Annotated in this window: 13 protein-coding genes and 1 pseudogene; 10 read left to right on the top strand and 4 right to left on the bottom strand. The window is 29.2% G+C overall.

Going from position 1 to position 12,316, the window contains the following annotated elements:
* The first annotated feature begins 104 nt into the window (after nucleotides 1-104).
* Complete coding sequence (locus J3477_RS18655; protein ID WP_206871450.1) at nucleotides 105-935, top strand: MerR family transcriptional regulator; 831 nt, start codon at nucleotides 105-107, stop codon at nucleotides 933-935.
* A 67-nt stretch (nucleotides 936-1,002) separates the two neighbouring features.
* Nucleotides 1,003-1,467, top strand: coding sequence for a DUF6790 family protein (locus J3477_RS18650; RefSeq protein WP_206871449.1), 465 nt, complete (start codon nucleotides 1,003-1,005; stop codon nucleotides 1,465-1,467).
* Nucleotides 1,468-1,594: 127 nt separating this feature from the next.
* On the opposite strand, the gene J3477_RS18645 is transcribed toward J3477_RS18650, so the two are convergent.
* Genes J3477_RS18645 through J3477_RS18635 form a run of 3 tightly spaced genes read right to left on the bottom strand, consistent with a single transcriptional unit; the run spans nucleotide 1,595 to nucleotide 3,333 of the window.
* Entirely contained in the window at nucleotides 1,595-2,251 is a 657-nt protein-coding gene (locus J3477_RS18645; RefSeq protein WP_206871448.1) for an NAD(P)H-dependent oxidoreductase, read from the bottom strand.
* Between the two features lie 18 nt (nucleotides 2,252-2,269).
* On the bottom strand, nucleotides 2,270-2,812 hold the full coding sequence (locus tag J3477_RS18640; RefSeq protein WP_206871447.1) for a flavodoxin family protein: 543 nt from the start codon (nucleotides 2,810-2,812) through the stop codon (nucleotides 2,270-2,272).
* 8 nt (nucleotides 2,813-2,820) lie between these two features.
* Nucleotides 2,821-3,333, bottom strand: a complete 513-nt coding sequence (locus J3477_RS18635; protein WP_206871446.1) for a PadR family transcriptional regulator — start codon at nucleotides 3,331-3,333, stop codon at nucleotides 2,821-2,823.
* Between the two features lie 474 nt (nucleotides 3,334-3,807).
* Here J3477_RS18635 and J3477_RS18630 point away from each other — a divergent pair.
* Both J3477_RS18630 and J3477_RS18625 read left to right on the top strand, forming a co-directional pair.
* A pseudogene (locus tag J3477_RS18630) lies at nucleotides 3,808-4,537 on the top strand (AraC family transcriptional regulator).
* 106 nt (nucleotides 4,538-4,643) lie between these two features.
* Nucleotides 4,644-5,306 (top strand): B3/B4 domain-containing protein, encoded by a 663-nt coding sequence (locus tag J3477_RS18625; protein ID WP_206871444.1) that lies wholly within the window; start codon nucleotides 4,644-4,646, stop codon nucleotides 5,304-5,306.
* Between the two features lie 416 nt (nucleotides 5,307-5,722).
* Here J3477_RS18625 and J3477_RS18620 read toward each other — a convergent pair whose 3' ends face one another.
* Complete coding sequence (locus tag J3477_RS18620; protein WP_228731310.1) at nucleotides 5,723-6,667, bottom strand: NAD(P)-dependent oxidoreductase; 945 nt, start codon at nucleotides 6,665-6,667, stop codon at nucleotides 5,723-5,725.
* A gap of 215 nt (nucleotides 6,668-6,882) precedes the next feature.
* Between J3477_RS18620 and J3477_RS18615 the strand changes: the two genes are divergently transcribed.
* The 6 genes from J3477_RS18615 (at nucleotide 6,883) to J3477_RS18590 (ending at nucleotide 12,307) form a co-directional block, all read left to right on the top strand.
* Nucleotides 6,883-7,776: a LysR family transcriptional regulator gene (locus J3477_RS18615; RefSeq protein WP_228731309.1), complete on the top strand. Its 894-nt coding sequence runs from the start codon at nucleotides 6,883-6,885 to the stop codon at nucleotides 7,774-7,776.
* Nucleotides 7,777-7,992: 216 nt separating this feature from the next.
* Nucleotides 7,993-8,142 (top strand): hypothetical protein, encoded by a 150-nt coding sequence (locus J3477_RS26155; protein ID WP_228731308.1) that lies wholly within the window; start codon nucleotides 7,993-7,995, stop codon nucleotides 8,140-8,142.
* A gap of 347 nt (nucleotides 8,143-8,489) precedes the next feature.
* Nucleotides 8,490-9,125, top strand: a complete 636-nt coding sequence (locus J3477_RS18605) for a TetR/AcrR family transcriptional regulator (RefSeq protein ID WP_206871442.1) — start codon at nucleotides 8,490-8,492, stop codon at nucleotides 9,123-9,125.
* 1 nt (nucleotide 9,126) lies between these two features.
* Nucleotides 9,127-9,816, top strand: a complete 690-nt coding sequence (locus J3477_RS18600; protein WP_206871441.1) for a flavodoxin family protein — start codon at nucleotides 9,127-9,129, stop codon at nucleotides 9,814-9,816.
* A 502-nt stretch (nucleotides 9,817-10,318) separates the two neighbouring features.
* Nucleotides 10,319-10,894, top strand: coding sequence for a helix-turn-helix domain-containing protein (locus tag J3477_RS18595; protein WP_206871440.1), 576 nt, complete (start codon nucleotides 10,319-10,321; stop codon nucleotides 10,892-10,894).
* A gap of 408 nt (nucleotides 10,895-11,302) precedes the next feature.
* Nucleotides 11,303-12,307 carry an AraC family transcriptional regulator gene (locus J3477_RS18590; protein WP_206871439.1) on the top strand — a complete coding sequence of 335 codons (1,005 nt, stop codon included), beginning with the start codon at nucleotides 11,303-11,305 and terminating at the stop codon, nucleotides 12,305-12,307.
* The last annotated feature ends 9 nt before the right edge of the window (nucleotides 12,308-12,316 follow it).

Genomic DNA, 12,316 nt, shown 5'->3' with positions numbered 1-12,316 from the left:
AATCAGTAGCTTTTATGGCAATAGAAACATTCTAAATTGTATCAATATGCGTTATTATATTTTATATACAAATAGTGAAACACAATATCTAGGATGTGATTTATATGGATGAAGAATTGTTTTCTATAGGTAAATTTTCGAAAATATGTTCTGTTTCAATTCAAGCATTGCGCTATTATGATAAAATAGGAATTTTAAAACCTAAATTTATAGATAAGGAAACAGGGTACAGGTTCTATAGCACTAATCAAATTGTTATTGTTATGATAATTCAAAAAATGGCTACATTAGGTTTATCATTAAGTGAAATAGATGTGTTTTTACATAAAGATGACATGTTAGGAATAAAGTCTATATTTAATCAAAAAAGACAAGAGATCAAAGAACAAATTAATGAGTTATTGTATGCTGACAAAATTTTGAAATTATACATTGATAACATTAATATGTGTAAAAATGCTGAATTTTCCTGTATAGAGATAAAAAAAGTTCCAATAAGAAATGTTATTTATTTAAGAAAGACTATAGAACTAAGTGAAAATGGGTTCACTAAATTATTTAATGATGCTATGAAAATTGTTGGGATGAAAAACTACTTAACTATAGGAAATCCAATGGCTATATATCATGGAGAAAGAGTTTTGGGAGAACCTTGCGATATTGAACTCTGTATTGAGCTTCAAGAAGCATGTACATCACAAGAAAACTGCAAAATAATACAGGGAGGGTATTATTTGAGCAAAATGCACTTAGGAGCTCATAATAATAAGCCTAAAACTTATGGACAGTTAATAGAGTATGCTAATAGGAATAAACTTAGTATAATAGGAAATCCAGTGGAAGTATACTATATAGATATCTCAATAACCAGAAATCCTGATGATTTTATTACAGAAATTCAACTTCCTATAAAAAATAAGTTGACTCTATACTAACAATAGACTTTATAATTCTTCTCAAAGAATAGAAATTAAGTAATGAAATTGAGGAGGTTATAAAAACATGATATTTTTTATTTTTTGGTTAATAGGAATAATAGTAGCAATTGTAACAACAATAATCAATCCTACGATAAGGACTGTACAAGCAATATCTACAAATTTATTGTTCTATCAATTAGTAATTACATTAACTTTAACAGGCGTACAAGGTTTTTTAGGACATGTATTTAAATCAGATATGGTAGCAGAGTATATAGGATGGGAAAAAGGAAGTCCATTTCAAAAAGAATTGGGATATGCTGAATTAGGATATGGAATTGCAGGTGTAATGTGTATATGGATGAGTAGGGAGTTTTGGATAGCAACAATAATAATAACTAGCCCATTATTTATTGGTGCAGCAGCAGTACATTTAAAGGAAATGATGAAAAGCAAAAATTTTAAGCCTGGAAATTCTATTATATTATTGCCTGACTTAATTATACCACTATCATTAATTGTATTATATTTTATATCAATAGAATAGTTAACATGAACAATAAAAAAGCCTTCGCTATACCTGTTACGGAGAACCATACCATAAATAACGTGGACTTTGTTCTAAAAGATTGGTATTACTAGCTTTAACAGGGGTTTATGATATAAATACCGTATTATAACCTAAATAAATCACTCTTTTTTAAACTATTCTTCTTAGCACATTTTATCCATTTTATATTGGCTGAGATAAAAAACAGGTACTTAGGCATTTTAGGCTTTACAAAAAAATTATTGATTTTATCTGTTGATTCGTTTTCAATGTCCTTAATAACCTCATGTATAGTATTAAAAATATTATTACTTAATTTATTTATAAAAGGAATATTTTTAGTAGTACTAATAAATTCACCCATACCAATTCCAATTCCAAATCTCCAATATAAATTTAGTCTATTGCAAAAATTCTCAATTATTCTTATTGCCTCTGTATTAATTTTTGGTTCTGGAAAACCACAGTTTACTATAGTGTAAACTCTAACATTTTTGTTGAATTTACCTTTGTTTTTAAAGTATATATAATAATCTTCAAAAAATCTTATTAATATGCCAGGTAAACAATATACATACAGTGGGAATGCAATTATAATTGTATCTGCATTTTCTATCTTTTTAAAATCATCTTCGAGACTATTTTTTTCAGTGAATTTTACATCAATGTAATCTTTAATATATTCTTTTTCATCCATCAATTTATCCAATTTATTTAGATAAAAGAATGAACTTGAATTTTTCCCCTTTGGGCTGCCATTTATAAAACATATATTTTTCATAAATCCTCCATATTATAGTTATACATATTCCTTTATTTTCTCAACTATCTCTTTATTACTTTCTTTAGATAAAGAAAAGTAAATATCTCTATGTTGTCGTTCATGTTTATTGATTAAATCCAAAAATGTATTTTTCTCTTCTTCTATAATTTCATCATTATAAGCAATAATTATTTCTTTTGGGTTCTTCTCATATCTTAGAGGGTGTTTAGTTGTTCCATTAATTTTTTTGAAAAATGGTAAAACATATGGTTGGCTTCTGTCTATAACATTTTTTATATTGGAACTATATTGCCCAAAAATCACAGGCGTTAAGTAAATAACTGTGTCACTACTTATATAATTTCTATTTATTTCACCAATTAAGTCTTTAATAACACACTTGCCAGGTGTTTTTATCCAACATCCAAAACAGCCTATACAACTTTTTAATTCCTGTTTCCCAACTTGAATAATTCTTATTTCAAATCCTTTATGCAAAAATAATTCAAATAATTGTTTCTCTAAAGCTTCACTATAGTCTGTTTTAATGTCTTTATCACAAATTATTAGAACTTTCATATTTCAAATCAACTCCTTAAATTATCTAAATAATTTTTGAACCAATGTATAGCAAAGTCATAGAAATCTAATCCAAAGTTTAGTGTACAAAGTTCAAAACTATTAGCCTTCTCATCTACCGTCTCCTTTACATTTAATAAGTTGCTTTTAAATTTAGTTAAATCCTCTATATATGTATTCAGCAGATTAGTTATAGTTTCTTTGGATAGGTTATCAAAGAAAAATATTTTAGATAAAGCACTTGTAATACTGGTTTTAGAGGCTTCTATAGGTGAATTAAGCCACCTTAAAAACTCGTCTTTTCCTTGTTCAGTTATAGAATATATCTTCTTTATTTTTCCACCTTCAATAATTTCTTCAGAGCAGATCAACCCTTTTTGTTCTAGTCTTTTTAGAGAAGGGTATATACTTCCATAACTCGCATCTATAAAGTTTGAGGTACTGATGCCCATTTTCTGCTTTATATCATAACCAGTCATATTATTCTTAGTAAGAAAGCCAAGTATTATAAATTCAGTCATTTAACCAAACTCCTTTTATAATCATATCACAATGATATATATCGTTACGATATAATTATATATATTTATATTTAATTTGTAAATATAAATATGCATGAAAGTCTCCGTTGTACCCGTTACGGTGAACCGTGCCATAAGTAAATAAAGAAAAAATTTTAAAATAAGAACATAGAGTTTTACTTTTTATAATAGTTTGATCTTATATAAATAAGAAAGCTTAGAACATTTATTTTGTTTTAAGGCTATTGAATGAATTAAATAAGTTTTATTAAGAGTAAAGCACTATTCTTCAAGGGATGGGTGCTTTTTCTTTTTGCACCAACATCTAATAGATACCTAGAAATTTAGTCTTGTTAATTAATTTAGAAATAAAGAGACTATTCTTTAATACTAATCTAATAACATTCATCTGTGCTATAATAATCTAAACATGTAAAATTAGCTGTTTTATATAAAAAGAAGAGGTGAATACTATTGAACAGTGTAACTTGCGAACGTAGAATATATGATCATAAACTTAATACCCATGCTCATTCACATGCTCAATTGATCTTACCGATCCATGGTATTCTTCATATAGAAACTGATTATAAAAAACTATCAATAGAAGATGAACATTTGTTTTTTCTTCCTCCAGATTGCAAACATAGCTTTAGGGCTGATAAAAGTAACGAATTCTTAGTTTTAGATATTTCTAATAATATAGTTAACAAACATGATATGAAAAAACTGACTGGTGGGAAGGAAATCCTATTTGATGATAAATGGAAAGCTATAAGATATTTAATGCTAAATGAAGTAAACAATAAAAAAAGTTCTAGCTCACTTACTAACTTATTTCTCTATTGCTATGATTTCATCGCAGAAGAGGGGATGCCTGATTCTATAAAATACATAAATGAGCATTTTGCTGAAGATATTGATTTAAAAACCTTAGCGGCTATTGAGCATTATAACACTAGTTATTATAGCGAATGGTTTAAAAGTAAAATGAAAGTTTTGCCCATTGAATATATACAAAATTTAAGAATGAAGAAAGCGAAAGAGCTTCTATTAAATTCAAATTATACGATTTTACAGATTTCACAAATGGTAGGATATGAACATAATTCCTCATTTACAAGAGTATTTAAGTATTTAGAAAAGGTGACTCCTGCAGAGTTTAGAAAAATCAAAAGATAAGCTAAAAACTAACTGGATTTAAGAAAAGACTTATCTAACTAAAGAACTATAATATTTAGTATAAAGAACTGTTAAGCATAGTTCTTTATTTCTTAATAGTTTAAAATTCAAAGGAGCTTAGTTGTATTATGGTAGAGGTTATAATTAGCGCAGAGTTAAAGAAAGTTTGTCCTCAAATCACACTGGGCTGCATTCAAGCGCAGGTAGAGGTAGAAAGCAGTAGTAATAGTTTATGGGAAGAAATTAACGATTATTGTGAAATGTTAAAGAAAGAAATACATATAGAAGATTTAGCTTCATTGACTAATATTAAAGAGGGAAGAGAAGTATATAAAAAGCTGGGTAAAGTGCCAAGTAAATATAGATTATCTTCAGAAGCATTAGTAAGAAGGATACTACAGGGAAAAGGAATTTATAAGTTAAACAATATTGTAGAAATCAATAATTTAATATCAATAAAATCTAAGCGTCCTGTGGGTTCATATAATATTAGAAATCTTAATTCTCCAATTTCGTTAACGATAGGTAAAGAAGGAGAACAATATAAGGGTATCGGCAAAGAAAATATCAATATTGCAAATCTTCCTGTATTAGCTGATTCTGTTGGGAGTTTTGGAAGTCCTACAAGTGATTCAGAAAGAGCTATGATAACGAATAATGTAAGTGAAATTTTAATGTGCATTTTTTCTTTTTCCGGTAAGAATGATATTGAAGAATACTTAGAGTATGGTAAGAAGCTTTTAGAAAAATACGCTAAGGGGAAAGATATTAAAATTAGGATAATTGAATAGATTTTATAAAATTACTGATGTTAATTACATCTAAATTGTTTCTTAATACGGTATAATTTTTAGTGTTATTGTATTGTCGAAGGCAGTGGACACCATTTTATTATCATCATGATATAGAGCTTCTGAGCATATTCAACAGGTTTTAGAACTCACAAAACAAAGGTTATTATAGTTATAAGTCTTATAACTATAATAACCTTTATTTTATTGTATTAATGAATACTACATGTTATATATATGGTCCTGACTTCATAGTAGTTGGAGAACATTATACCAATTTCACGTCTTAAAACCTATAAAGTACCGATGCCTCATAGCTTTTATAACTATAATGCTATATAATTCCATCTACTTTTCAATATATAACAATCATATACAAGGAAGAATAAAGAGCTCTTATTTTTATTGTACCAAAACTATAACTGATTGAGCTTGCTTTCAGGCTCTTTACCACTCTTTACACGTTTTATATTATTCACGAAGAAATCATATCTTTTTTTATGAAATTTGAGACCGTCAGGCATGCCTGCTGTATGAGGAGTAAGTATCACATTGCTCAGATTTCGGAGCTCACTATCAGTTGACAGCGGTTCAGATTCAAACACATCCAGGCATGCACCTGAAATATAACCGTTTTTCAATGCATCTATCAAATCTCTTTCATTGACAATCCCACCGCGGGCAGTATTAATAAAAAGTGCGGTATTCTTCATTTTCTTAAATACTTCTTTGTTGATCAGCTGTTTGGTCTGCTGATTCAAGGATACATGTACACTTACTATGTCCGATGCACTTACAAGAGTATCAAAATCTGTCATTTTTACAAAACCGTCAGACTGCACAACGGGATTTCTAGCATAAGCTAAAACATTCATATCAAAAACTCTGCAAAACTCAGCTACTTTCTTACCGATGGCACCAAAGCCGATAATCCCAATAGTTTTGCCTTTTAGTTCACTACCTCTATAGTCCAATCGATCTTCATCTATCCTGTTTTTAATGAAAGCATCAAGAAAAGGTATGTTTTTATAATAAGACAATATTAGTGCCATTACGTGTTCGGCAACTGCCTGTGCATTCACTCCTGCAGCATTGGCCGCCCAAACGCCGTACTCCGTGCAGGCATCTATATCTAGATTATCAAATCCTGCACCGGTCTGTACCAACTTTAATTTTTTTGCTATAGAAAGCAGACTGCTGTCCACTTTAATATGTTCAGGTATGAGTACCTGACAATCTTCAATATGATGCAGCATTTCTTTTCCTGGTTGGACAATTACAATGTCCCAGTCTTCTGGAAAATGCCTTGAAATATTTGATTTTGAGGTCTCTGTAAAATATCCTACTATAAGAATCTTCATTGCTAAACCACCTTTCATGCTCTATATCCTGTTTCGAAGAAAACTCATTTGATGTTTGCAATTACAACTATCATTATTTTTTGCATAATTTACATCCACTTTAATATAGACGCTTATTTATTTTTACGTTATCACTTCTATAATATTTTGTAAAATATGAATAATATTATATAATGATTAGTAAATACTTAACTATGTAGAATGAGGGATTTCAATTGACAATTCGTGATTTAGAAATATTTGTAGAAGTTTGTACTGAAATGAGTATGAGTAAAGCCGCTCAAAAATTATATATATCTCCGTCATCCATCAGTCAGTCAATATCAACGCTGGAGAATGAATATGATACAAAGTTATTTGAGAGATTATCGAAAAAACTATATTTGACTTCTAGTGGAAAAGAATTACTTTTCCATGCAAAACAATTATTATATGATTTAGAGCAAATGAACTTAAAAATGAGAAATCTGTCCTATCAAGGACTAATACGCATTGGGGTTTGTACCACAATTGGTTATAAAATGATTTATCCAATATTAGAGAAATTTCAAAACCTTTATCCTTCTGTAAATATTCAAGTTGAAATTGGAAATAGCTCATATATAGAACAAAAAATATTATCATATGATTTAGATATAGCCATTATTCAAATGGAATGTCCTTGCAGTGAGTTAACATATATTGATTTTTTAAATGATAAACTAATGCTTGTTTGTCATCCAGAAAATCCCCTTGCTAATCAAACAATTAGAATTAAGCAATTGAGTTCAGAACCAATAATAGCCCGTGAACATGGAAGTAGAACTCAAAAAATGCTTCAAGATATTTTTGATGAAGCGCATATTATTCCTAATGTTACATGGATTTGCAAAAGTATTGATTCTATAAAAGAAGCTGTAATTCATAATAAAGGAATAGCACTTTTATCTCAATACTTAATACAAGATGAATTGAAAAACAGAAAAATCGCAAAAATAAATTTAGAAGAACATAATTTTACAAGGAAGTTCTATGTTTCTTATCATAAAAATAAGCACTTAACAGAATATATACATAACTTTATAATGTTGTGTAATTCAATAAAGGTTGAGAATCCCCAAAAGAGTTGATAGCACTCCTTTATAATTTATATTACTTTTGCAAGATTGACTACGTATTTTTAATGCTCAAATCTCTTTTTGAGTAAATTTAAAAATCTGAAGCTACATTAAAGGAGTTGATGAAATTAGATACAGCAATAAAAAAGCTGAACAAAAAATCGAATACTTAAGTAGTGATGAAGAATCTATTATGAGAGAGAAAGATCTCTTCATGAAAGAGCTAATATGATTAGTTCAGCAGAAGAAAAAGGAAAAAAAGATAAAGCAATAGAAATAGCAAAAGATTTATTAGATATTTTAGATGATGAAACAATAGCAGTAAAGACTGGGGTAGATATAAGAGAAATTAAATCTTTAAGAAAGAAGAGTAAGTAGGATAGGTTTAAAAGCCTATCTTTCTTTTTTATAAAAAATATAATGTTATTAATTATGTTGGACATGGAAAAATCTGTAGTTTTACTTACGGCGCGGTGAAACGTACCACAAATAACATAACTCTTTTGTAGAATATTTTGTTATAGTTAAAAATAGTCTGCATATTTTCATTAAGCTATTTAAATTAAGGCGCTTATTAACACCAAAGAACCTAAAAGAATATGTAAATACGTTTAGCAATTTAATATACCTAAGAATAGAAGGAAATAAATTACTTCAAGTATTTACAAATTGTGTATTTAACATTATAATTAAACCAACGGTCGGTTTAATTATTGGGAGGCAATATGGCTAGAACAAATAAAGATTTTAATAATAAAAGAAATGAACTTCTAGAAAAAATATGGAATATATTTATTACAAATGGTTATGAGGACACAACACTTTCGTATATAATTCAGACATTAAATATGTCAAAGGGCGCATTTTACCACTATTTTTCTTCTAAAGAAGAATGTGCGGATGCGGCAATAGAAATGTATGTAACACATTGGGTCAAGGAAATAATTGAACAGGATACAAAAGAATTAAAATCTGATGAAAGGCTTAAAAAAGTTATTTTAACGGGGGTACATATTGCTAATAGTAATAGTGAGCAGAACAAAAAAATTAATTCTTCATCAAATGCAATATTTCATCAGAAACTAATGGTTAATATTGTTAAGCAATGTACACCACTTTATGCAGAAATAATATCGCAAGGGGTTAATGAAGGAATTTTTAATGTAAGATATCCTGTTGAAGCAGCGGAGATGATATTAACACTTTCTAATTTTTATTTTGATATTGATTTATTTAAATGGAGTAAAGAGTCAATGCTTTCAAAAGCTACTGCGTTTGAGGAATTGCTTACACGAGTTTTGGGGGCTGAAAATAATACGTTTAGTTTTATAAGTAGATTATTTAAAGAAGAGGAGAATTAAAATGAAGAAAATTGTTGCAATAGTTGGGAGTCCTAAACCTGCTGAACAATCAGTTACAGTAAACATTATTAATGATTTCCTTAACTTATTGATTAAAAACAATAAGGATATTCAATCAGAAGTGTTAGTATTATCACAGAAAAATATATTACCATGTAAGGGGTGTATGTTGTGCACCAAAAATGGTAACTGTTTATTGAATGATGACTTTTCATTAATAAGGAAAGCAATGAAGGAGGCAGATTTATTATTTTTTGCTTCTCCAGTTCATTTTAATCATGTAAGTTCATTATTTCAGAATTTTATTGAAAGATCGCTAATAGACTTGCATACATTCGAACATATCGGTAAGCCATTTGTTAATTTTATTACTACGAATGGAAGTGGTGAAAGAGAAGCCGATAAATATTTAACTAAAATAGGATTACTATTTGGTGCAATAAAAATTGGGTCAGTAATTAAGATAGAAAATGAAAAGTTTGACGTGGATAGTTTAAATAAGCTTGCCCAGAGAGTAAGTATGATATTAACTAAAGAAAAAAAGGTAAAACCCAAATTGATGAATACAATGTATTTTTCTTCAATGAAAAGCATTATAAAGAGCAACGGAAAATATTTTCAGTATGAATCGAAGGTTTGGGAAGAACGAAATTGGATGAACAAGAGTTATAAAGAAATAATTAAGGTTTGATTAGTAAAGTGATAGTCACGTGAGGTATGATAATATACAAAGAATTTTAAGAGATAAAGAAAGGTAATAAATTGATCCTAGTAAAGCATTTTATTGCCTTACTAGGATATTTTAATATTATTTTTGAAGATATTAAAGGTGCTAAAATCTTCACGTTCATCTATAAAAATTATCAATAATAGTGTATATGTGGTAATAGATATTTATTTACTTATGACAAGCTAAACTGTACTGTAGCTAAACTCAGTTTTACTAAAAGTATATAATTAAAATAAGGTGAAAAATTTTTATAGTTAAATGATTTATTAAATAAGTTATGTGTAATATAATAGCTACTAATAAATTTATATAAAATATAAGAAAAAAATGGTAAAATTAATTATAAAATAGTGATTTATAGTATGTCAAACACTTTTGACATGTGAAAAATAGTCAATATCCAATACTTTTGATAGTGGAATTTAATTCAAGGTTATAAACTGAAGGTGCAGGAGGACATTATATGGAGATTGGAAAACAAATAAAAAAATATAGAATGCAAATGGGATTTTCTCAGGAAGAATTATCTGAAAAAATATTTGTATCTAGACAAACTATTTCAAATTGGGAAAATAATAAAAATTACCCTGATATGAAAAGTTTATTATTGCTAAGCGATCTTTTTAGTGTATCTCTTGACATATTAGTTAAAGGAGATCTTGAAGAAATGAAAGAAAAAGTTAAGTCAGAAGACATTAGTAGATTTAAACATGAGGGGAATATCTTTGCGGTATTGCTATTACTAACAATTGTATTACCTGTTCCGCTTATGAAGCTTATGGGTAATATTGGACTAGTGATTAGTGGTGTAGTTGCAATTATAACAATATATTATTCAATTAGGGTTGAGAAATATAAAAAGAGTTTTAATATCCAAACTTACCGAGAAATTCTTGCTTTTACAGAGGGGGAAAGTTTGGATGACACTAAAAAGAATCAGGAGTATGGGAAGCGACCATATCAGAAATTTTTATTAGCAATAGGTTCTGCTTTAATAACAATAATAGTAGCAGTCATTATGAGTTATATATTTTTGTAAAGCTTAAAGGGTATGTATCTATATTAAAATGATAGATTAAAAAGAGGGACTTCTTACATTATTTTTAAGAAATTTATAAATTATAATTTGCAATTTACTAAGATGTTTTAGAGGATGAAACAATAGCAGTAAAGATTGGGTTAGATATAAAAGAAATTAAATCATTAAGAGAGAAAAGTTAGTAAGATAGGTTTAAAAGCCTATCTTATTTTTTTGTAAAGGAAGGTAATACTATTAATTATATTTATTACTAATAGCTTTTGGCGTGATTAGCAAGTAACTTGTCGTAGGTTGCTAGTTACTTGATCATATTTAATAGTTATAATGTAATCAATGTTTAACTAGCAAGGAAAACGTGAGTGCAACTAAACTAGTGAACATATAGATATTTAAGGGAGGTTTATATACATGGCATCGCATGCGCGTATTAAAATAACGGCTGGATTTTGGGAAAGCTTGCGTCAATTAGGTATTGATGTTAATCACGTAGTTAGAAAAGCTCAGCTACCGCTAACAATTATTACTTCACCCTTTGTCACCACGGCTCAATATTTTGCAATTTGGAATGCTTATTCGGATATTATTGGTGATACTGCTAAAGCAATCATTAAGCTTGCAACCGTATTTGAAACGTCCCATTATCCACCGTCTGTGTTAGCGACTTATCACGCACGTGATTATCGAGATGCGCTAAAGCGAATGGCCAGATACAAGCAATTATGTCCGCCTGAAGGTTTACATATTGTCGAGAAAGGTGATGAGTGTACTATAGAATTGGAATGGTTGTATATTGAACAGCCTGGTCCACCGATTTTAGTTGGTATAACTCTTGCATTTCTTCTGGAATTAGGTCGTAGGGGGACAGCTCAGCCTTTAAAGGCTAAATTAGTAGAATTTTCTGCTTCTATGGACAATGTACAGGAGCTTGAAGACTACTTTGGCTGCCGCGTTCAGATCAGTGCAAATTGCAATCGACTGACATTACATCGAGCAGATTTGGATCGTCCGTTTACTTCATATAATGTAGAGCTACTAGAGATTCTGACTCCAGTGCTTGAACAATCTCTGGATGACCAACAACGCAGCTATTCGATTACTGAGATGGTTAAGTGGATTATAAAACGTAGCTTAACAGGAGGGTGCCCAGATATTAAGACAGTCGCTAGTGAGTTGGGGATGGGCAATCGAACATTGCAGCGTCGTCTTGTTGATGAAGGTACTAGCTTTAAGGATGTATTGACACAAGTAAGGCATGAGAAGGCAATAGAGTACTTGACAGATTCATCTCTCGACATTAAAGAAGTAGCCTTTATGATTGGTTATGAAGACAAAAATTCGTTTTACCGCGCTTTTAGACTTTGGGAAGGCGATACTCCTTCAAATTGGCGTGCTGAACATTTAGGTAAAAATTAGATAAATTAA

The sequence above is a fragment of the Clostridium zeae genome, assembly GCF_017312485.1.
In the GTDB taxonomy this organism is placed as follows: domain Bacteria; phylum Bacillota; class Clostridia; order Clostridiales; family Clostridiaceae; genus Clostridium_AR; species Clostridium_AR zeae.
This window is presented reverse-complemented; position numbering and strand designations above follow the sequence as displayed.

What these genes read in the sequence shown, in the direction of transcription:
- J3477_RS18645 (WP_206871448.1), bottom strand. Translation starts at nt 2,251, where the DNA reads ATGAAAAATATATGTTTTATAAATGGCAGCCCAAAGGGGAAAAATTCA.
- J3477_RS18595 (WP_206871440.1), top strand. Translation starts at nt 10,319, where the DNA reads ATGGAGATTGGAAAACAAATAAAAAAATATAGAATGCAAATGGGATTT.
- J3477_RS26155 (WP_228731308.1), top strand. Translation starts at nt 7,993, where the DNA reads ATGATTAGTTCAGCAGAAGAAAAAGGAAAAAAAGATAAAGCAATAGAA.
- J3477_RS18600 (WP_206871441.1), top strand. Translation starts at nt 9,127, where the DNA reads ATGAAGAAAATTGTTGCAATAGTTGGGAGTCCTAAACCTGCTGAACAA.
- J3477_RS18650 (WP_206871449.1), top strand. Translation starts at nt 1,003, where the DNA reads ATGATATTTTTTATTTTTTGGTTAATAGGAATAATAGTAGCAATTGTA.
- J3477_RS18590 (WP_206871439.1), top strand. Translation starts at nt 11,303, where the DNA reads ATGGCATCGCATGCGCGTATTAAAATAACGGCTGGATTTTGGGAAAGC.
- J3477_RS18635 (WP_206871446.1), bottom strand. Translation starts at nt 3,333, where the DNA reads ATGACTGAATTTATAATACTTGGCTTTCTTACTAAGAATAATATGACT.
- J3477_RS18620 (WP_228731310.1), bottom strand. Translation starts at nt 6,667, where the DNA reads ATGAAGATTCTTATAGTAGGATATTTTACAGAGACCTCAAAATCAAAT.
- J3477_RS18655 (WP_206871450.1), top strand. Translation starts at nt 105, where the DNA reads ATGGATGAAGAATTGTTTTCTATAGGTAAATTTTCGAAAATATGTTCT.
- J3477_RS18625 (WP_206871444.1), top strand. Translation starts at nt 4,644, where the DNA reads ATGGTAGAGGTTATAATTAGCGCAGAGTTAAAGAAAGTTTGTCCTCAA.
- J3477_RS18605 (WP_206871442.1), top strand. Translation starts at nt 8,490, where the DNA reads ATGGCTAGAACAAATAAAGATTTTAATAATAAAAGAAATGAACTTCTA.
- J3477_RS18640 (WP_206871447.1), bottom strand. Translation starts at nt 2,812, where the DNA reads ATGAAAGTTCTAATAATTTGTGATAAAGACATTAAAACAGACTATAGT.